This is a genomic window from Streptomyces sp. AV19 (assembly GCF_015999245.1).
Classification (GTDB): domain Bacteria; phylum Actinomycetota; class Actinomycetes; order Streptomycetales; family Streptomycetaceae; genus Streptomyces.
Window position 1 is genome coordinate 615,395 of the sequence record NZ_JAEAMR010000022.1, and the last position, 19,194, is coordinate 634,588.

General features: G+C 68.0%; 24 protein-coding genes. 14 read left to right on the top strand and 10 right to left on the bottom strand.

Annotation, left to right across the window (positions count from 1 at the left end; genetic code table 11):
- Window positions 1–164: 164 nt before the first annotated feature.
- A complete protein-coding gene (locus I5Q34_RS30890; protein ID WP_199895747.1) occupies window positions 165–2,285 on the bottom strand; it encodes a type IIA DNA topoisomerase subunit B in 2,121 nt (706 codons plus the stop codon).
- Between the two features lie 432 nt (window positions 2,286–2,717).
- Between I5Q34_RS30890 and I5Q34_RS30895 the strand changes: the two genes are divergently transcribed.
- Window positions 2,718–2,948 carry a hypothetical protein gene (locus I5Q34_RS30895; RefSeq protein ID WP_004949045.1) on the top strand — a complete coding sequence of 77 codons (231 nt, stop codon included), beginning with the start codon at window positions 2,718–2,720 and terminating at the stop codon, window positions 2,946–2,948.
- 151 nt (window positions 2,949–3,099) lie between these two features.
- Here I5Q34_RS30895 and I5Q34_RS30900 read toward each other — a convergent pair whose 3' ends face one another.
- From I5Q34_RS30900 to I5Q34_RS30910, 3 genes are all read right to left on the bottom strand, one after another.
- Window positions 3,100–3,990, bottom strand: a complete 891-nt coding sequence (locus I5Q34_RS30900; protein ID WP_199895748.1) for a serine protease — start codon at window positions 3,988–3,990, stop codon at window positions 3,100–3,102.
- 318 nt (window positions 3,991–4,308) lie between these two features.
- The gene (locus tag I5Q34_RS30905; RefSeq protein ID WP_199895749.1) at window positions 4,309–4,512 is read right to left on the bottom strand and encodes a hypothetical protein; all 204 of its coding nucleotides are present in this window, start codon (window positions 4,510–4,512) and stop codon (window positions 4,309–4,311) included.
- Between the two features lie 188 nt (window positions 4,513–4,700).
- Window positions 4,701–5,072 (bottom strand): hypothetical protein, encoded by a 372-nt coding sequence (locus I5Q34_RS30910; protein WP_199895750.1) that lies wholly within the window; start codon window positions 5,070–5,072, stop codon window positions 4,701–4,703.
- A gap of 520 nt (window positions 5,073–5,592) precedes the next feature.
- On the opposite strand from I5Q34_RS30910, the gene I5Q34_RS30915 reads away from it, so the two are divergent.
- From I5Q34_RS30915 to I5Q34_RS30935, 5 genes are all read left to right on the top strand, one after another.
- Window positions 5,593–5,841, top strand: a complete 249-nt coding sequence (locus tag I5Q34_RS30915) for a hypothetical protein (RefSeq protein ID WP_199895751.1) — start codon at window positions 5,593–5,595, stop codon at window positions 5,839–5,841.
- 86 nt (window positions 5,842–5,927) lie between these two features.
- Window positions 5,928–6,323, top strand: coding sequence for a hypothetical protein (locus I5Q34_RS30920; RefSeq protein ID WP_199895752.1), 396 nt, complete (start codon window positions 5,928–5,930; stop codon window positions 6,321–6,323).
- Entirely contained in the window at window positions 6,320–6,694 is a 375-nt protein-coding gene (locus I5Q34_RS30925; RefSeq protein ID WP_199895753.1) for a hypothetical protein, read from the top strand. The genes I5Q34_RS30920 and I5Q34_RS30925 overlap by 4 nt, the downstream gene beginning before the upstream one ends.
- The gene (locus I5Q34_RS30930; RefSeq protein WP_199895754.1) at window positions 6,691–6,954 is read left to right on the top strand and encodes a hypothetical protein; all 264 of its coding nucleotides are present in this window, start codon (window positions 6,691–6,693) and stop codon (window positions 6,952–6,954) included. Before I5Q34_RS30925 ends, I5Q34_RS30930 begins: the two co-directional genes overlap by 4 nt.
- Entirely contained in the window at window positions 6,954–7,214 is a 261-nt protein-coding gene (locus I5Q34_RS30935) for a hypothetical protein (RefSeq protein ID WP_199895755.1), read from the top strand. Before I5Q34_RS30930 ends, I5Q34_RS30935 begins: the two co-directional genes overlap by 1 nt.
- A 410-nt stretch (window positions 7,215–7,624) precedes the next feature.
- Here I5Q34_RS30935 and I5Q34_RS30940 read toward each other — a convergent pair whose 3' ends face one another.
- Genes I5Q34_RS30940 through I5Q34_RS30950 form a run of 3 tightly spaced genes read right to left on the bottom strand, consistent with a single transcriptional unit; the run spans window position 7,625 to window position 8,863 of the window.
- Window positions 7,625–7,996 carry a GntR family transcriptional regulator gene (locus I5Q34_RS30940; RefSeq protein ID WP_199895756.1) on the bottom strand — a complete coding sequence of 124 codons (372 nt, stop codon included), beginning with the start codon at window positions 7,994–7,996 and terminating at the stop codon, window positions 7,625–7,627.
- A gap of 1 nt (window position 7,997) precedes the next feature.
- Window positions 7,998–8,483 (bottom strand): hypothetical protein, encoded by a 486-nt coding sequence (locus tag I5Q34_RS30945; protein WP_199895757.1) that lies wholly within the window; start codon window positions 8,481–8,483, stop codon window positions 7,998–8,000.
- Window positions 8,480–8,863, bottom strand: a complete 384-nt coding sequence (locus I5Q34_RS30950) for a DUF1648 domain-containing protein (RefSeq protein WP_199895758.1) — start codon at window positions 8,861–8,863, stop codon at window positions 8,480–8,482. Before I5Q34_RS30950 ends, I5Q34_RS30945 begins: the two co-directional genes overlap by 4 nt.
- A 333-nt stretch (window positions 8,864–9,196) precedes the next feature.
- On the opposite strand from I5Q34_RS30950, the gene I5Q34_RS30955 reads away from it, so the two are divergent.
- From I5Q34_RS30955 to I5Q34_RS30990, 8 genes are all read left to right on the top strand, one after another.
- Window positions 9,197–9,859: a hypothetical protein gene (locus I5Q34_RS30955; protein ID WP_199895759.1), complete on the top strand. Its 663-nt coding sequence runs from the start codon at window positions 9,197–9,199 to the stop codon at window positions 9,857–9,859.
- Between the two features lie 117 nt (window positions 9,860–9,976).
- A complete protein-coding gene (locus tag I5Q34_RS30960; RefSeq protein ID WP_199895760.1) occupies window positions 9,977–10,576 on the top strand; it encodes an SdpA family antimicrobial peptide system protein in 600 nt (199 codons plus the stop codon).
- The gene (locus I5Q34_RS30965; RefSeq protein ID WP_199895761.1) at window positions 10,573–11,559 is read left to right on the top strand and encodes a sporulation-delaying protein SdpB family protein; all 987 of its coding nucleotides are present in this window, start codon (window positions 10,573–10,575) and stop codon (window positions 11,557–11,559) included. Before I5Q34_RS30960 ends, I5Q34_RS30965 begins: the two co-directional genes overlap by 4 nt.
- Before the next feature lie 267 nt (window positions 11,560–11,826).
- Window positions 11,827–13,083: a helix-turn-helix domain-containing protein gene (locus tag I5Q34_RS30970; protein ID WP_199895762.1), complete on the top strand. Its 1,257-nt coding sequence runs from the start codon at window positions 11,827–11,829 to the stop codon at window positions 13,081–13,083.
- A 517-nt stretch (window positions 13,084–13,600) separates the two neighbouring features.
- Window positions 13,601–13,771, top strand: coding sequence for a hypothetical protein (locus I5Q34_RS30975; protein WP_199895763.1), 171 nt, complete (start codon window positions 13,601–13,603; stop codon window positions 13,769–13,771).
- Window positions 13,768–14,244 (top strand): hypothetical protein, encoded by a 477-nt coding sequence (locus tag I5Q34_RS30980; RefSeq protein WP_199895764.1) that lies wholly within the window; start codon window positions 13,768–13,770, stop codon window positions 14,242–14,244. The genes I5Q34_RS30975 and I5Q34_RS30980 overlap by 4 nt, the downstream gene beginning before the upstream one ends.
- A complete protein-coding gene (locus I5Q34_RS30985; RefSeq protein WP_199895765.1) occupies window positions 14,241–14,576 on the top strand; it encodes a DUF6415 family natural product biosynthesis protein in 336 nt (111 codons plus the stop codon). The genes I5Q34_RS30980 and I5Q34_RS30985 overlap by 4 nt, the downstream gene beginning before the upstream one ends.
- The gene (locus I5Q34_RS30990) at window positions 14,573–15,058 is read left to right on the top strand and encodes a hypothetical protein (RefSeq protein WP_199895766.1); all 486 of its coding nucleotides are present in this window, start codon (window positions 14,573–14,575) and stop codon (window positions 15,056–15,058) included. The genes I5Q34_RS30985 and I5Q34_RS30990 overlap by 4 nt, the downstream gene beginning before the upstream one ends.
- Before the next feature lie 218 nt (window positions 15,059–15,276).
- Here the strand turns inward: I5Q34_RS30990 and I5Q34_RS30995 are convergent, their stop codons facing one another.
- The 3 genes from I5Q34_RS30995 to I5Q34_RS31005 form a co-directional block, all read right to left on the bottom strand.
- Window positions 15,277–16,170, bottom strand: a complete 894-nt coding sequence (locus I5Q34_RS30995; protein WP_199895767.1) for a tyrosine-type recombinase/integrase — start codon at window positions 16,168–16,170, stop codon at window positions 15,277–15,279.
- A 111-nt stretch (window positions 16,171–16,281) separates the two neighbouring features.
- Window positions 16,282–17,832 (bottom strand): RNA polymerase sigma factor, encoded by a 1,551-nt coding sequence (locus I5Q34_RS31000; RefSeq protein WP_277965626.1) that lies wholly within the window; start codon window positions 17,830–17,832, stop codon window positions 16,282–16,284.
- A gap of 408 nt (window positions 17,833–18,240) precedes the next feature.
- Entirely contained in the window at window positions 18,241–19,179 is a 939-nt protein-coding gene (locus tag I5Q34_RS31005) for a FadR/GntR family transcriptional regulator (protein ID WP_277965627.1), read from the bottom strand.
- Window positions 19,180–19,194: the final 15 nt, after the last annotated feature.

A 19,194-nucleotide genomic window follows, 5' to 3' on the forward strand; every position in this document is an offset into this window, starting at 1 on the left:
ATCCGACGCTACGGATCCGGCCGACACCCCGGATCGGAGCACGGGTGGACCCCGGGTGGAGATCGCTCTCCGGCCCGGGGCCTCTTCTCTCCACCCGTGGGTGGAGGCCCAGAAGTGGAGACTCTGAGGCGGAGACCCAGAGGTGGCACTCCAGAAGCGGAGGCTCAGGCGTCGATGCGCGAGCGGTCCAGCGTCGCGGCGGAGTTGGTGATGAACTCCTTGCGCGGCGCCACTTCATTGCCCATCAGCAGGTCGAAGGCGCGCTCGGCGGCCTCCAGGTCACTGATGTTGATCCGTCGCAGGGTGCGGTGGCGCGGGTCCATCGTGGTCTCCGCGAGCTGGTCGGCGTCCATCTCGCCCAGACCCTTGTAGCGCTGGATGGAGTCCTTGTAACGGACACCCTTGCGCTCCAGCTCCAGCAGGGTCTGCCGGAGTTCGCTGTCGGAGTAGGTGTAGATGTACTTGTCCTGGCCCTTCTTGGGCTGGATCAGCTCCACCCGGTGCAGCGGCGGCACCGCCGAGAACACCCGCCCCTGCTCCACCATCGGCCTCATGTAGCGCTGGAAGAGGGTGAGCAGCAGACAGCGGATGTGCGCGCCGTCCACATCGGCGTCGGCGAGGAAGATGACCTTCCCGTAGCGCGCCGCGTCGATGTCGAAGGTCCGGCCCGACCCGGCTCCTATCACCTGGATGATCGCGCCGCATTCGGCGTTCTTCAGCATGTCCGAGACGGACGACTTCTGAACGTTGAGGATCTTGCCGCGAATCGGCAGCAGCGCCTGGAACTCGGAGTTCCGCGCCAGCTTGGCCGTGCCCAGCGCCGAGTCGCCCTCGACGATGAACAGTTCGCTGCGGTCCACGTCGTCACTGCGGCAGTCGGCGAGCTTGGCCGGCAGCGACGAGGACTCCAGTGCCGTCTTGCGGCGCTGGGCCTCCTTGTGCTGGCGGGCCGCGATGCGCGTGCGGGCCGCCGCGACGATCTTCTCCAGCACGGCCCGCGCCTGCTGCTTGGCGTCGCGCTTGGTCGAGGTCAGGAACGCCTTGAGCTCCTTGGCGACCACGTTGGCCACGATCCGGGAGGCCGCCGAGGTGCCCAGGACCTCCTTCGTCTGCCCCTCGAACTGGGGCTCCGCCAGACGGACGGTCACCACCGCGGTGAGCCCCTCCATGGCGTCGTCCTTGACCACGTCGTCCTCGGCGACCCGCAGCAGCTTGGACGAGCGCAGCACCTCGTTGACGGTCCGGGTGACCGCCCGCTCGAAACCGGCCACGTGGGTGCCGCCCTTGGGGGTGGCGATGATGTTGACGAACGACTTGAGCGTGCTCTCGTAGCCGGTGCCCCAGCGCAGCGCGATGTCCACGCCGAGCTCCCGGGTGACCTCGGTGGGCGTCATGTGCCCGCGGTCGTCGAGGACCGGGACGGTCTCCTTGAAGGTGCCCTGGCCGCTCAGCCGCAACACGTCGCAGACGCCCTTGTCCTGCGCGAGGAACTCGCAGAACTCACTGATGCCGCCGTCGTAGCGGAAGACCTCCTCGCTGACGCCCGTGCCGTCCAGGTCCCGTTCGTCGCGGACCACGAGCGTCAGGCCCGGCACCAGGAAGGCCGTCTGCCGGGCGCGCCCGTACAGCGTCTCCAGGGAGAGCTTGGCGTCCTTGAGGAAGATCTGCCGGTCCGCCCAGTAGCGGACCCGGGTGCCCGTACGGGTCTTGGGCACCTTTTTGCCCTTGAGGAGCCCGTTGGCCGGGTCGAAGGGCGCGTCGGGTCCGGACTCGGTGAAGATGCCGGGCACACCGCGGCGGAAGCTGATCGCGTGGGTCCTGCTGTTGCGGTCCACCTCCACGTCCAGCCGGGCGGAGAGCGCGTTGACGACCGATGCGCCGACGCCGTGCAGACCGCCGGAGGCGGCGTAGGAGCCGCCGCCGAACTTTCCTCCGGCGTGCAGCTTGGTCATGACGACCTCGACGCCGGACAGCCCGGTCTTGGGCTCGACGTCCACCGGGATGCCCCGGCCGTTGTCACGGACCTCGACGGAACCGTCGTCGTGGAGGATCACCTCGATGTGGTCGCAGAACCCGCCGAGGGCCTCGTCGACCGAGTTGTCGATGATCTCCCAGAGGCAGTGCATCAGGCCGCGGCTGTCCGTGGAGCCGATGTACATGCCCGGACGCTTGCGGACGGCTTCGAGTCCCTCGAGGACGAGCAGGTGCCGCGCGGTGTAGTTGGATCCGTCCCGGTCTGCCCCGGTCAGCAATGCAGTGGACGGCACGGACGTATCGGCGGTCACGCGGTTCGCTCCTCGCTGAATTTCTCTCTGGCCCTCTTGGGGCGCAATGGCTGGCTCGGTCGCCGTTCAGAGGGTACCGAGGCCCAGTAGAGCCTTTGTGCCGCCACCCGCGGCAATGGCCATGCTAGTCGAGCATCGAACTGGGGTTCGATGACTCAATGGGGTGACGTGCACATCACGTTCCCTTGGAGGCATGAACCATTTAGGCTCCGGGCACGTCCTCAAGAACAACCCGGCAAGCCGGCCGGGAGGACGGAAACCCCCAGCGATGTGAAACCGTAAACCCACGCGATACGGCTCATTCGCCGCCAAACGTCAAGATCCGGCTTCCCCGGAAGCAACTTTCGAGGAAAAGCCACGAGCGGGAACGTTTTCGGCCTGGTTGGATGTTGACCCTGGTACGACAGCTCGTCGAGCTAGAGAAGAGGCGACGTGACTACTGTTCTGACCCCCGCGAGCCCGCTGACGGCCGCTGACCGCTGCGACCGGTGCGGCGCTCAGGCCTACCTGCGCGTCGTTCTCCTGAGCGGCGGTGAACTGCTGTTCTGCGCCCACCACGGGCGCAAGTTCGAGCCGGAGCTCAAGAAGATCGCTGCGGAGATACAGGACGAGACGGAGCGACTGACGGCCGTCCCGGCCTCCGCGTCCGACGAGGACCGCTGAGTCCGCTCCGCGGACTCCCGGACCCACCGGCGGAACGCCGACACATCGCATCCACGACGAGCGTGCCCCGGCCCCGCGCGGCCGGGCGGCGACGGGCGGCCCCCACGGGGGAGGCCGCCCGTTCCCGTGCGCTCCCCCGCTTCCGCGGCTCTCATGACGGCACCGCCGGCCTGGCAGCCTGGAGCGGCTTCTGCGGGCCCGTCGGCCGTGCGTCCGCACTGTGTGCCGAGACCATCTCGGAAACGGCGGAGATGCGCGTATAGACCCCCGGACGGCCCGGCTGGGCACAACCGCTCCCCCACGAGACGATCCCGACCAGCCGTCCGCCCGCCACAAGCGGTCCCCCGCTGTCTCCCTGACAGGCGTCCCTGCCACCCTCCGGCCAGCCCGCGCAGAGCATGGACACCCGGGTGAAGGCACCCTCCACCCCTCCGGGGTAGGCCTGCTCGCACAGCTCGTCCGCCAGGACCAGCACCGGCGAGCCGTGCAGCGTCTCGGAGTAGGCGCCGTTGCCGACCGTGTCGCCCCAGCCGTAGACCACGGCCGGGGTGTTCGCTCCGTAGACCGTCTCCCCCCGTTGCGCCATCCCGATCACATGGGTGGCCGGGAGCGGCTGCGCCAGGGTGACGACGCCGATGTCCCCGGCGTTGGTCATCACGTTGAAACCCGGATTGGCCCAGGTCTCCTGGACGGGCACCTCGGCACCCTCGGCGCCGCGCAGATCATCACGCCCCACGAGCACCCGCAGGTCCTTGGTCTCGCGGGGATCGCCGCCCAGCACCTCGCGGGTGAGGCAGTGGGCGGCGGTGACCACGGTCCTGAGCCCCACCACGACCCCGCCGCAGAACTGCCCGGACCGCGTCGAGCCGAACCGCTCGCGGCTCGCCAGGGCCACCACCCAGGGCACGTCCGAGGTCTTGGCCGGCTGCCCCCCGACGACGATCCGTCCGTCGGCGACCGGCCGCCCGTCGGCCGCCGTGGGGCCCGGCAGCGCGAGCAGCAGGGCGAGCGCGACGACCGGCGACCAGCCCAGGGCACGCATACGACCTCCTGACGCGAGGGAGCCCCTTGCACACCCAGAGTCAACCCCGGCGGCCGTCCCCGCATCCGGAAGCGACGGGGCCCGGCCCCTCCGAAGAGGGAACCGGGCCCCGCCATGTCGCCGTGTGACGCTGCTCAGTCCAGGTAGTCCCGCACTACGCGCGGCTGAGCGCTGTGCTAGACCTGGGCTTTCCTGGTGCCGCCGTCCTTCTGTGCTGCGAAATATCCTGGGATGAGATTGAGGGCCGGGTTCACTCCCCAGCGTGTCGCGCCCCAGGCGTAGCGAGGCCCCGGCTAGCGCTGCCAGCCGGGGCGGACTCTACCTGTCGATCGAGGTGCCGGCACTGCGGACCACGACGATCGCGCCTTCGAGGCGCGGCAGGAGCAGGCGCAGCAGGGTGAGAGCGAGTGCCTCGGTGGTGCGCCGTGGGTCGAACGCCATGCGTACGCGTCGCCCGGTGTCCTTGTAGATCAATGCCACCCCACTGTCGAGAGGTGCCTGCTCGACGTGCACCTCCGTCACGCGTCCCCCCTTGTCCCGCGTGTGCCATTGGCATAACCCAACGCGGCACGCGCGTTCGATCTCTGCGAGGTGCCAACACTGTAGGGCCCTCACAGGTTCTCCACATAGACGCCTACGCGAAGCGGCTCGGGAGGCGGCGTGCGCCCGGGGGTGCGCAGCTGACACCGGCGGTTGGGCTCCGGCTGGAGCTACGAGCCCTCTTCCTCGGCCCAGTGTTCGAGCACTGCACGAGCCTTGGGGAAGTCGCCGCCGACCCCCGGTTCGTGGAGGACGACGCCTTCGCCGAGTTCGGTGGCCACATAGCCCGTGAACTGGTAGGCCGCTGCGGCCTGCACCCGCTTCAGCGGCAGGCCGGTGCCGGTGGCGATGGCTCGGATGAGCTCCGGGTTCACCTTGATCTCCTGCCCCTTGGCGATCTTCCAGAGGAGGTTGGCGCTCGGGCGGTAGCCGCCTTCGGGGTCGACGCACCGCTCACTCAGGGCCAGGAAGGTAAGGCTCCCTTCCTTTCCGGCGCGATCCCCCACCAGTTTCGAGAGGGTCTCAGGTTCCTGAGGTGCCATGACGTGGTCTCCATGTCCGCAGCAGAGGGGGATCGGGTGCGCCTGATGCACCCCGCGCGAGGTTCACCCCTGCGGCGCGACCCATTGTCCACAAACGCGAACGGGGATGGCCATGCCGCCTGCATGAAGCGGCCGAAAAGAGGCGCCCCTGTGGACGCGGGACGACCGTTCGGCACGCCTCTGGACGGGGCGTGAACTCTATGCTTAGCTATCCCCATCCCCGAATGGGGATGAGCTGGAGGACAGTACGTGCGCAGCACCCGCTACCGCCTGCACGACGGCCCCCTACTGAAACGTTTGATGCGCCACCCCGAGCCTGACGGGGTTGCGCATACGGAACGAAGTCTGGCCCGCGTCACGGGGGTCTCCTGGAGCAAGATCCACAGGTTGATCACCGAGGAGCGGCCGACCGTCACGCAGGAGCAGGCAGACCGCATCGCCGGGGCCGTCAGGGTGCGACGCAAGGCGCTTTTCACGCCCATCGCATCCCCATTCGGGGACGCGAATAGCGAGGAGAAACATGTCGCCCGAGGAACGCACCCAACGAGCAAGGCTCGCCGCCCACATCAGCTGGGCGAACACAGCTGACCCGGCGGCCCGCACCGCCAAGGCTCGTGAGGCGGCGCTGGACCGCTTCGAGAAGCAGGCCGACCCGGACGGGGTCTTGCCCCTCGCCGAGCGGGCTCGCATCGCGCGCCACCTCAAGAAGGCCCACTTCGCCCGGATGGCACTCGAATCCGCCAAGAAGCGGCGCTTGAAGGCCGCCTGACAAACAAGCAGGGGCCACCCCGCGACGGCCAAGCAGCGGGGCGACCCCCTTCGGCTTCACCTCACCGAATCCAAGGAGGCTCCACCGTGGGCACACAGGCTACTCCGCAGCTCGCACCGGCCATGGCGCTTGTGCGACTGATCACCGCTCACCCCGACTTGCCCCGGACCCGCTGGTCCGTGGACGACGGCATCCTTCACGGGCACGTCTACGGCCCGGAGGCCGACAACTTCACCGCGATCCGCACGTATGCGAGCGCGCTGGGCGGCAGCGTCCGGCCCGGCGTCGCGTACGAATACAACGGGGAGCGTCTGCGCTCCTACCGGGTCACGGCCCTGCGGCCGGGCGTGCGCGTGGAGGTCGCGGTCAGCGTTCCCGCCGCCCTGTACGACCCGGATCTCGTCGACCCCCCTCTGCCCGGCCAGCGTCACGACGTCTCGGACCCGGCGGTGCCGGTCGAGCAGCAGGCGGTGGCCAAGTGAAGAGCCTCCGTCGTCTCATCGGCCGCATCGTCGGCCGCCGCACGCCCGCCGTGACGGGCCCGGTACCGATCTACGTCCGCCGCTCCCCCGCCGGGGCGGTGCTGGACATCGAGTCCTATGCGCACCTCGTGATCACGACGCTCGCCGACGAGTACCTGAACGAGCTGCTGGAGATCGCCGAGGACCGGGCGAACGCCCGGGGGTACGACGGCCACCGGCCGGAGGGGCTGCTGGTCGAGCGGCTCGCGGAAGCGGTCGGGTACGAACTGCCGCTCTACGGCTCCCAGGTGACCGAGCTGGCCGGCCGGCTGTGTGCCGTCGCTCCGGCGGTCCGGATCCCGCAGCAGCGCGTCGAGGGGAGTGCCACGTGAGCGCTCAGACGGGGCCCGGCATCCCGCCGTTGTGCCCCCGCGTGGCCGATCTCTGGGTGCGGATCGAGCGCCAGGGCGGCGCGTGGACGACGCACCGCGTGCTGAGGGCCCACCGGCTGAACGGTCATGACGCCCCGAAGCGGGCGACGGCGCGCGGTGATCTCCGCCTCCTCGCCCGGGCCGGGCTGCTGGAGGAGCACGGCGAGGACCCGAACCGCCGCTTCTACACCCGCAAGCGCGCCACGAAGGGGAGGTCGTGATGGCGTCCAAGTCGGCGATGACGTGGAACGGCGGCAAGGTGGGGGTGGGCCGCCCGCCGGCGGTCACCGCCCTGTCCGGGGAGTGCCCCGTCGAGCACTGCGGTGATCTTGCGCCTGCGGGGAGCCGTCGGGCCGGGATGGTGCGGGTGTCGGTGCGGGGCTCGCGGGAGCCGGCGCGCTGGTACTGCCCCGGTTGGTGCGCCCGGTACGGCCGGGCGTTGGGGGACGTCCGGGCGATCGGGGGTGGCGCGGGTGCCTGAGTCCGTGCCGGCCGGGGCTCCTCGTTGGCCGCGGTCGTCGGCGTCGCCGCGCTCCTCGTCAGCGTCTACTCCGCCCTCACTCACTGACCCTGGGAGCGCCCGTGCCCGAACCACCTGCTCCCACGCCCGTACAGCCCCGCCACAACCGGACGGCCGCCGACCTGGGAACCCTGGAGGAGCTGGGAGTCGTCGCCCCGCAGCCCACGCCATCACCCGAGCCGCCCCCGCCACCGACGGCGCCCGACGCGGCATGAACGATCCCCCGCCCTGCCACGTGCAGGGCAGGGCATCTTCGCGTTCAGGCCCGTACCCTGGCCGCAGCCGGTACCGTCACCCGGTGACACGGAGCCACAGCAGCTCCTACCACACGGGCTACGCCCTCACCTCCGACGAACACGACCACCTCTCCGCTAATTAGAGGCTCCACGGCCGGGACCCACGTGCTCGGCGACGAGGCTGAGAATCTCATGGCTGGTCATGCCGGCCTTCTGCGCTGCCTGGATGAAGTGCAGGCAGGCATCGACGACCATGATCTGGTTCGCGGCCACAGCGGCGACGACCGCACCACGTCCGGGCCGGAGGTCAATGAGCTGGTCCTCCTTGAGGATCTGGTAGCCGCGCAGGACCGTGTGCATGTTGATGTCCAGAGTGCGTGCGAGAGCACGAGCGGAGGGCAAGCGGTCGCCTTTGCGGAGCTTCCCTTCGGCCATGCTTCTTCGCACCGAGGCGGCGATCTGCTCCGCAAGGCCGATGGGAGAGGAATGGTCGATGGTGACCAGCATGTCAGGGACCTTTTTGTCCGCGAGTGAGCAAGTGACTGGTCAGTTCTGCGGCTGTGTCCGCGTCATCAATGGTGATCACGAACTGACTGCCATCTGTGAGGGTTAGCCACATGGCGTCCCCTTCGCGTAGGGACACTGCGCTGAGGCCGGGGTTCCAGCGGTAACCCCACCCCCCGATCTCGGCGGGTTTGGTCCATCGAGCCGAGGCACTCTCAATGCGTTCGAGAGGAAAGCGTCGGCGCACGAATGGCACGAGCAGTGATCCGGCTGTGACCCCACGGGAGGAGACGGTTACGCGGATAGCGCCAATGACCAGAAAAGCCGCTGGAATGACGAGAAGCCACAGGGTGAGGGATCGGTGACGAGCATCGATGGCGGCCACAACGAACATGCCAACCGCCGACACGATGCCAGTAGCGAGCATCCAGCCGCTGGCCAAGGTTCGCTGCCAGACCGTCACCTGCTGCGGCGTGCGCTTCTGGCTCATGCTCGCCTCCGAGAGGCGAACCAGACGGCGACGCCCACGGCGACGCCCACAACAACGTCAACGACCAACTGGTACGGCGGCAGGTGGACACTGCGCTCACCGGAATCGCTAACGACCCAGAGAGTGGCGATGAGGTCGTACGTCGTCCCGGCGGCTAGACCGCAGCAAAACGCCCTAAGGCCCCTTGTCGCCCGCGGAGTCGCTTTGATGGAGAAGACCACCCCGAGGGCACCGGCCGCTTGGAAGGCGAACAACAGCATGTATTGGCCAAGCGCCGCCGCTGGGGAGCTGTAACGGTCGGCGCTGCCACCGAGGGTGAAATGCGTGGCAATCCTGCTCGGCAGTGAGCCTTGGAACAGCAGAAACGCGATGCCAGCCACGAGAGCCGCTCCAGCGAACGGCGCAGTCGCCTCGCCGACCAGGCGAGCACGGCTCAGTGAAGCAGTGCGGTCCCCTAACACGAACACCCGCCCCTTCTGTGGCGTACGCCACAATAATTGTTCGAGTTGCAGTAGAACGAGCCTAGCGGCTCCCATACCCCTGCCCGATCATCCCGGCACTCACACGGGACTGGGGCAGCTTGACTCGTTCCTTCCGGTCGCCTCATTAAGAACGTTGACCCACTTTCGAACCCTTGTAGCGTTCACTCGTCCATGCCCACTGGTTGCAGTGAGTGACCAGTGGGCTCTTCCGTCGTACCACAGGAGCCAACCGTGCACAGACGCGCAAACGTCGCCATCGCCGCTGTCGCTGTCCTTGGGCTCGGCGGTGTCGTGGCCCAGGAGGCCACTGCATCTTCGGCTACGTCACACGCCGCCTCTACAACGCCCGCGGCGAAGTCGAAGGCCGATGCCACCAGGGACGGCCGGGCCCTCTTCGAGGGCTTGACCTTCGCGCAGGGCCCTGTCGCGGAGAAGCTTGCTCACTCGGGCAAGTTCGTTGACGTCGCCGCCCTTCGGAAGAAGAACAGCACCGCGGACCAAAGAAAGGCCGTGACGGCGGTGCTGGACGGAATTCAGAAGCAGCGCCCGGACTTCTTCAGCTCCTTCTCGGCGAAGCTTCGCTCCGGCGACCCGCGTCAGGTGAAAGGCGGGATCGCCGAAGCTGCCGACATCCTCAAGTCACTGTCGACCACGAAGGTCAAGAACATTGGCACCGGTGCTGGCACCGGCGAGTGCGTCAATGTGGTGGCAGCTGTCAACATACTCGTCGCCGTCAACTTGGGTGGCGTAGCCAATGTCTCGGTCGCCGTGAACGCTCAGGCGTCCAAGTGGGTGGTGAACACATCTCACTTCTGGTCTTCTTTCGAGAGGGGGCAGAGCTCTCTAAACAGGGATGAGGAGATTGCCCAGCTGACTCAGGTTCTGGCGGGTTAGTCCAGTCCACGATGGCGGGCTGGCCGGCATGCGTTGTGACGGCCAGCCCGCCGCACTCCGCCGTCCATCTGCATGGCGGCTTCCGCGCTTCGCCGACCAGTTGAGGGCACAGCAACCATGCGTCTCACCCATGCCATTCGTCTGCGCTCACACAGTTCCGCCCACTCCGTCACGGTCCCCCGCGGCTGGGTCACGGCAATATCCGTCATCTGGGTCGCTGTGTGCCTGTACATCGCCCAAAGCTTTCTGCCGCACAACGTGATCTCGTTGCCCGGGCAAGGCGGCATCCGGAAGGTCGCTACCGTTGCCGCGCCCCAGGGCTGGGCCTTCTTCACTAAATCCGGTAAAGATCCCCAGTATGCTCCATACCGTATGACGGGCGGACGCTGGCACAGTGCCGCGCTCGGGCCGCACTCCAAACCGTCGAACTTCTTCGGGTTTGACCGGAAGTCCAGATCGCAGGGCGTTGAGATCGCTCTGCTGCTGCACCAGAAGAACGTCAGGTGGACATCATGCGAAGGGGCCCAGTCAGTAAGATCTTGCCTAGCACATGCAAAAGCGCCAACCACTGCGACGACCAATCCCTCACCAGCTCCGACACTGTGCGGCCTAGCCGCCGCCGTGGAAGTGCAGCCCGTCCCGTGGGCATGGCGCCACCTGTCTTCTGAGCGCCACACCCCCGAGCGTGTTGCCGTCTGGAGTGTGACGTGCCCATGAACCAGCTTCGTATCCCGCTGCCTTGGACCAACGTCTACGGTCTGGCTCGCACCCTCGTCGCCCTTGGCACCGCCGGAACCCTCGCCGTATCAAGCGCAGAAACCCTCTTTCGTCCAGTAGCGACAATTGGCGACTACCCCCTGTGCACTTCGACCACCGCAGCGAGCGTCTTCTGCCTCGCTCCCCACGATTACGCACATTTGACCTGGATCAAATGGGCATGCGTGCTCGTGCTCCTGATCGTGGCTTCGGGCTGGCGGCCACGGCTGACCGCCATACCGCATGCGTACATCAATTACAGCATTTTCTCGGGCATCGCCATTGCCGATGGGGGCGACCAGATCGCTCTCATCCTGTCGGTGCTGTTCATACTTCCAGCTATCGGGGACAGGCGCCGCTGGCACTGGGAGCCACAGCAGCAAGCATCGGGCACACGCGCCGCATCGGTGCTGGCGCTCATTGGCGCCAGCGGACTGTTCATGGTGCGCGCACAGATGGTGGTGCTCTACTTCCAGGCTGCCGTCGCCAAGCTGCCTCATGCTGAGTGGCAGGACGGAACCGCTATGTGGTATTGGGGCAGCAATCTCGATTTCGGACCCGCATCATGGATCAATACACTTATCAGGCCCATCATCACCACCCCATTAGGAGTGGGATTGATGACCTGGGTCCCTCTGGTAATCGAGCTCTCGCTGGCAATCTGCCTTCTGCTTCCACAACGCCTGCGGTGGTGGGTGATGAACGCGGGGCTCTTCTTCCACCTATCTATCGCCCTGGTCATGGGGCTGTGGAGCTTTGCCCTGGCCATGGCCGCTGGCATCCTTGTTCTATGCCAGCCCCTTGGGGGTTCCATCCACATCCGCAACGTCATGCATCTTTCCCATAGGGTTTCCGCAACTGAGCATGAAGTTGAAGGCGGGCCACCGAACGAGCAGGATGGTTCATCCGTTCCGCCAGCCAGCGTGGCGCAGCCGACCCGGTGACGAAGGACCAGAGTCGGCAGCGTCGGCTCTGATCCGTCAAGAACCCCGACGCCTCGCTGTGCGCGCCCCCGACACCTGTGTGATCGGACGAGTAGACGACGATGCGGGGTCGGCTAGCCACGTCACCGTGTGGCGCGGCCAGTGCAGTGCGGCAGCCCATGCTGCTCCGTCCGAGGACCCGCCACCTGCGAGCGAAGCACCCGCCAGTGGCCTGTCCAGCTCGAGCAGGCGGCTCTACTCTGGCGCTGCCCGCACACGAAAGGCTGGATGATGAAGCACGTCGGCGAGCGCATCCGCGAAGTGCGCAAAGTACGCAAGATGAGCGTCAAGCAACTGGCGGACGCTGTCGCGATCTCCGTCAGCACGCTTCAGAAGTACGAAAACGGGCAGCGCGTTGTGCCGCCCGCCATGCTGACGCATCTCGCCCGCGCGTTGCGGGTCGGCCCGACCCATCTCACGGGGCAGCCGTATATCAACGGAGCGGAGACCGAGGAGCAGGCGCAAGCCGTCATCCCGGAACTGCGGCGTGTCCTGCTCACCTACGACAATCCGGATGACCTGCCCATCCCTGCAAGGCCGTTGCCGGTCCTGGCCGCCGAGACCGAGGCTGTCTCCGCGCTGCGCCGCGACAGCAAGTACGTGCCCATGGGACCGCTACTGCCGGGCTTGCTCTCGGAGCTGACGCACACCGCTCTCAACGGCGACACCGCGACCGCGCGACGCCCTGGCGCGCCAATCGAACCCGCGCAACGCGAGGCTTTTCGCCACCTGGCCATCTGCTACCGAGCCGTCAATTCCCTGGCCCACAAGCTCGGGTACCACGACCTCAGCCTCACGGCGGTGGAGCGGGTGCAATGGGCTGCGGACTGCTCCGGTGACCCCCTGATGCAGGCCACGGCCGGCTATCTCAAAGCCGGGGCGATGGTCCGCATGGGCAGCTACTCCTCCGCCCGGCGGCTCCTGAGAGGGCTTATGGATGAGGTAGAGCGGATGGCGCCGGAGCGCTCGTTGACCGATGCGCACCTGGCGGTCATCGGGTCCATGCTGCTGAAGCTCGCGATCCTTGAGGTGCGCGATGGCTATGAGGGCCGCGCCCAGGACTGGCTTGCTGCGGCTCGGTCCTACGCCGGCCGGCTCCCGGGCGACTCGCTGCATTACGAGACGTCGTTCGGGCCGAGCAACGTCAAGATCCACGAAGTGGCGATGCTCATCGACTCCGGCGACACCGAGCAGGCGCTTGCGCGGGTCCGTCAGTGGGGCGCCGAGCAGGACAAGGAGGAGTGGGAGCCGCCGACCGACCTGGCACGGGAGCGGTCGTCACACCACTACATCGACGTGGCCGCGGCAAAGCTGGCCACCGGCGACCGGGCCGGTTCCTATCAGGACCTCACCCGAGCCCGTCAACTCGCCCCGCATCACACCCGATTCCATCCGACGGTGCGCAGCACGGCGGCCACGCTGGTGAGGCTGGACCGGGCCCAGGACGACACCCTCGCCGGCTTCGCACGATGGGCCGGTGTATAACTCGGGCTGATGTCAAGCTAGTTGCTTGAATTTCATCCTGCACACTTTGTGCGCGCACAGCGCCTCACAAGCGGCACGATCCCCTCACTCACCGAAACCGAGGGGATCGTGCCGTGTCTCGTCTCACGACGCCCGATGCACGTCGAAAGTGGCTGGCTGCCGCTGATCACAACGAAGCTCACGCCTTGCGCTGGTGGGCAAGCACCCAGGTGGCGTTGCTCCCTGTGGGGCGGAAATGGGACGCGATCCGGGTACAGGGCTACGTCGTTGAGGAGGCGCTCCGCTATGGCCTTTCCGGGCCCATCATGCGCGAGGGACAAGAAGCCTTCTTCCTCGTACCGGTAGGCGCGGCCGCCACCTGGGATCAGCCCGGCACCGAGGCCTTGGGGAAGCCCAGCTACCTCCGCGTTCCCGACCCACTGAGCCTCTTCCCACCCGGCCTGCACTGGGCCAACCTGCCCGACGGGACCCTGGTGGACCCGGCGAAGCTCCGCGCTGCCCTCAGAGGAGCACGGCCGTGCCCGTAACCAAGCACATCGAGCCTCACATCACGGCCGACTGCCGGACCGGACACCACAGCCGGTGCGCCGGTGCGACGACGATCCGCCAGGTCTCCGGCGAGATCACCGCGGACCGCGCCGAGCGCCTGGTCTGCACCTGCTCCTGCCATCAAGCGGTGAGCAGATGACCCCGGCCGGCACCGAATGGCTCGCCCACTGCGCCCTTTCGCCGACGACGGTCCAGGCGCAGTGGTCCGCCGAAGAGTTGGCTCCCGTCCGCACGACCGCGTGGTCCGTCGTCGAGACGCACGACATCGTCCAGGCCGCCGACGTGCTCCTCGCCCTCCGGCGGACCGGGCACGCCGGCCCGGTCCTCGCCTACCCCGAGGGCCGGCAGATCTGGTGGCTCCTGCCGCCCGGCCAGGCCGCCGCGTTCGACGGCTTCCCCGGCCTGACCGTGCGCCCGGCCGACTGGGCGCTCCCGTGCCCGCCGGCCGACGAACCGCTGCACGGGCACGGCTGGCTGGAGAAGCCCGACGGCACCGGGCACTTGACGCACCCGGCCCACCTCAGCGCCGCCCTCACCACGACCACACCAAACTCAACCGAAACCCCCACCCCGCCTTCCCCAACCATCCACCACGAAAGCGTCCTGAAGTGATCACCGCCCGGCGACTCGACCGCGCCCAGATCCGGGACGACTTGTGTGAGGCCGTCAACGCCTACGTGCTGATACCTCCGGCACGGGAAACAGGGAAGGTCATAGTCCGGTTAACCCGCCATCTGACCGCACTGCTGCGTATGACGGAGCGCCAGGCGACCACATACGCCACCGGGAGCGTGCCTTTCGTCATGCGGCAGGCGTCGGTGGACCGCGCCCGGAAGGCACTGGCCAAGCGGCCAGGACGCGGACCCAGAAGCGTCGCGGATCACGCTCTCGCCCTGTACTGGGCCGTCATCGAACTACTCGACTACCTGCCGGAGGAGTCATGAACACCCCCTACCCCGCGGCCTTCTCCGAGCGGCGGCAGGCCGTGGAGTGGCTCGCCTCGCAGAGCAACGACCCGCGGCGCGTCCGTCGCGAGTGGGCACAGGACCGACCCGCACTCGTCCGCGCGGCCGGACCACGCTTCGACACGATCCGCCTGCCCGCCGCCATCATCCATCGCACGGCCGGTACGACGGACCGCGACAAGATCGAGGCAACCCTCGCTGAGCGCGGGATCACCACGGCCGTCATCATCGACCGGCCACGACGCAACCATTACATCCTCGTTCTGCCCGGCACACACAAGATGTGGAACCTGCACGGCATCGAGTGTCTGCCCCCGACCTCCCGCATCGCCCTACCCGCGCCTCACCGTGCCGAGCCGCCCGGAACGTTCTGGCTGCTGACACCCCCGGGCGACGCGACAGCGCTGTGCGATCACAGGGATGTCCTCCGTCTGATCAAGGGCGGGCAGACCGGCGAGTAGGCTTCCGCCGCCCGCCACAGATTTCGCAAGGTTGTTCTTGAATCCCTCTTGCCGCCACAAGGCACGCGGGCCAGGATGTGCAACGCTCAACGAACGCGGGAGCGGGGTCGTGGAAGGCGCTTCCTGCGAGGTGCGTCGTTCCGTCCGGATGGCGGGGCTGCGGCCCTCTCGACCGCCCCTGGGGGTTCCCTGTACCCCTCCAGGGGCGGTCGCTCTCTCTAGAGGTCGCCGAGGTTCAGGCGCCGGGCCTCGTCTGCCGCCCGCTTCTGCGACGAGGCTTTGGTGTATCGGTCGATCATGTCGCGGCGGGACCAGCCCGCGACCGCCATCAGGCCGCCCTCGGAGCCGCCCTTCTCCAGCCAGCGACCCGCTGCCGTATGTCTGAGGACGTGCGGGTGGAAGTCCGGGATGCTGGCGGCTTCGGCGCGGTACGTCAGCGTGCAGTACAGCCCGTGGTAGCCGAGGTTCTTCCCTCGGTCACCGAGCCACAGGGCCGGCGTGTCGGCAAGCCGGTGGCTCCTTCGTACCCGCAAGTAGCGGTCGATCGAGCGGCAGGTCTGGGGGCTGAGCGGCACCACGCGCCCCTTGCCGCCCTTCCCGCGCCTGATGGTGGCCGATCCCGCTTTCAGATCCACGTCTTCGGTCTCCATGGCGACGACCTCGCCGGCACGGGCACCCGTTTCGATCATGAGGCGGACGATCGCCTCGTCGCGGCGGTGCCAGAACTCTTTGCCCTGGCATGCCTTGATGAGGGCCTTGAGCTGATCTTCGGATAGTTCAGGGACAACCTTGCTATCCAGCTTGGGGGCCTTCAGCCCGGCGAGCTGGTCGGTGTCTATCTCGCCCTCCTCCACGAGCCACACCGAGAATCGGCGGAGGGCGAGCTGCCGGGACCTGGCCGTGGCGGGCTCGGATCCCGCTTCGAGGAGCGCGGCCACAAAGGCGTTGACAGTCTTCTTGTCGAGCTGGGGAGGTACGCCGTTGCCGTCGCACCAGACGGCGAAGCGACGGACACCGTCGCCGTATGTCTTGATCGTCTGAGAGCTCTTCCTCTCGGCAGCGAGGTGAAGAATCCAGGAGTCGAGCAGGGCGAGCATGCTGTCCGTGTCCACGGGTCCCCCGAGCGTGACGGCGCGATATCTGGGTTAGTCGCGCTGTGCTCAGAGAGTGAAGCGCCCCCGACCGGAAAACTCAATGGTCAGGGGCGCTTCTTAAGCAGCTGCTCAGTCCAGGTAGTCCCGCAGCACCTGGGAGCGCGACGGGTGGCGCAGCTTGGACATCGTCTTCGACTCGATCTGACGGATGCGCTCGCGCGTCACGCCGTAGACCTTGCCGATCTCGTCGAGGGTCTTGGGCTGGCCGTCGGTGAGGCCGAAGCGCATGGAGACCACGCCGGCCTCGCGCTCGCTCAGGGTGTCCAGGACCGAGTGCAGCTGCTCCTGGAGGAGGGTGAAGCTGACCGCGTCGGCCGGGACGACCGCCTCGGAGTCCTCGATGAGGTCACCGAACTCGCTGTCGCCGTCCTCGCCCAGCGGGGTGTGGAGGGAGATCGGCTCGCGGCCGTACTTCTGGACCTCGATGACCTTCTCCGGGGTCATGTCGAGCTCCTTGGCCAGCTCCTCCGGGGTGGGCTCGCGGCCCAGGTCCTGGAGCATCTGGCGCTGCACGCGGGCGAGCTTGTTGATGACCTCGACCATGTGCACCGGGATGCGGATGGTGCGGGCCTGGTCGGCCATCGCGCGGGTGATCGCCTGACGGATCCACCAGGTCGCGTACGTGGAGAACTTGTAGCCCTTGGTGTAGTCGAACTTCTCGACCGCGCGGATCAGACCGAGGTTGCCCTCCTGGATGAGGTCCAGGAAGAGCATGCCGCGGCCGGTGTAACGCTTGGCCAGGGAGACGACCAGACGGAGGTTGGCCTCCAGCAGGTGGTTCTTGGCGCGGCGCCCGTCCTCGGCGATGATCTCCAGCTCGCGCTTGAGCTTGGGGGCGAGCTTGTCGGCGTTCGCCAGCTTGTCCTCGGCGAAGAGACCGGCCTCGATGCGCTTGGCGAGCTCCACCTCCTGCTCGGCGTTGAGGAGGGGGACCTTGCCGATCTGCTTGAGGTAGTCCTTGACCGGGTCGGCGGTGGCGCCCGCCACCGCGACCTGCTGCGCGGGAGCGTCGTCCTCGTCCTCGTCGGACAGGACGAAGCCCTTGCTCTCGCCGGTCTCCTCCTCCTCTTCGCCCTTGCCAGCGAGCGGGGTCTCCTCGACCAGCTCGTCCTCGAGCAGCTCGTCGGAGTCCTTCTTGGCGGTGGCCTTCTTGGCCGTCGCCTTCTTGGCCGTGGCCTTCTTGGCCACCGTCTTCTTCGCGGCCGTCTTCTTGGCGGCGGCCTTCTTCACGGGCGCCACGGCCTCGTCGCCCGCCTCGTCCCCGTAACCGCCCGCCGCGGAGGAGGCGGCCGCGGTGGACGTCCGGGACGTCACCGTCTTGGAGGAGACGGCCTTGGTGGCGGTGCGCTTCGCCGGGCTCTTCGCTGCGACGCTCTTGCGGGTGCGCTTGGGCGCCTCTGCCGCGCTGACCATCAGCGTCACACCCTCCTCGTCGAGGACCTGGTTGAGGCTGCGCAGGACGTTCTTCCACTGGGTTGGCGGAATCTGGTCAGCCTCGAAGGCCCGACGCACGTCGTCGCCGGCGATCTGCCCCTCGGCCTTTCCCTGCTCGATGAGCGCCATCAGAGACTCGGATTCGGCGATCTCCGGCGGGAGCGTACGGGATGTGCTGGCCGACACGAACAACCTCTCGGAACGATGGAAACGGCTTCCGGCTCCGTCCGCTGCGGACCGGAGCCGACGACCGCCGGCAAGGGATGAACCGACGGCGCGGGCGATAGTGCGGTGCAACACAGCGCCTCTAACGAGGCTTGTATTCCCTCCGCGGCCACCACCTCTTTAGTCATCGCGCTGCCTCAAGGAGCGTTACGCCCAATCCCCGTGGCCCGAGTCACACCACATACAGGGCGAAAACCCATTGAACCGGGCGAATTGCTGCACCTCCCCGCAGCTCACCCCAAGATCGGCGACGCGTTCACCGCTCTCGCGCCCGCGACGGCCGTCCGGCCCGGCGTGCGCGACCGTACGCGCGGGGCGGACGAGCAGTCCCGCGCGTACCTCCCTGTCCGTACGGCCCCGCCCCCGCGGTCAGTGCTCGCGCGGGGCGGGCACCACGCGCTCGACCTCCGGGTGGGAGACGAGGAGCTGGCGCATCGCCGACTCGGCGGCGGCGGCGTCGCCGGCACCGACGGCGTCGACGATCCGCAGGTGGTGCCCCACTCCGGTGTCGGTGGGGCGGTCGCAGCCTCCGGCCGACGCGCCCGAGACATGCAGGGCGGCGGAGACGATGCCGGAGAGGTGCTCCAGCATGCGGTTGCCGGCGACCTGGAGGAGCAGGGTGTGGAACTCGGCGTCCGCGCGGGAGAAGGTGAGCGAGTCACCCTGCGCCAGGGCGTGCCCCATGATCTCCGCCATGTCGGCGAGCCTCTGCTGGACGTCCTCGCGGCCGTGCCCCGCGGCCAGCCGGGCGGCGAGGGGCTCGATGATCCAGCGCAGTTCGCACAGCTCCCGGCGCTGGTCGTCGCGCTGGGGGCCGAAGGCCCGCCATTCGATGATGTCCGGGTCGAGCAGGTTCCAGTCGCTGACCGGACGGACCCGGGTGCCGACGTTGGGACGGGCGCTGACCAGGCCCTTGGCCTCGAGGACGCGCAGCGACTCGCGGACGACGGTGCGGGAGACTTCGAAGCGCTGCCCGATCTCCTCCGGGACGAGCGGGCGGTCGGCGCCCAGGTCGCCGGAGACGATCATCTGCCCGAGCTGCTGGACGAGCTGGCCGTGCAGCCCCCGGCCGCGGCTGCCGGCCGCCCGGCGCCCGGCGCGACCCAGCTCCGCGTCGCCGTCCCAGGCGTGCGCGGAGCCGCGGTCGGCCCCGGGGGCCTCTGCGTAGGAGTATCGGTCGAGCTCGCCCGGGCCCGTCAGGCCGGAGTCGGCGGGGCGAGCCGCGGTCATCATGGTGTGCGCAAGGGTACTCACGCTTCCTTTGTCGGCGACGGGTCGACGGGCCTTGAGGTCTTTGGTGAAAAGCACACGAAAGGGTGATCG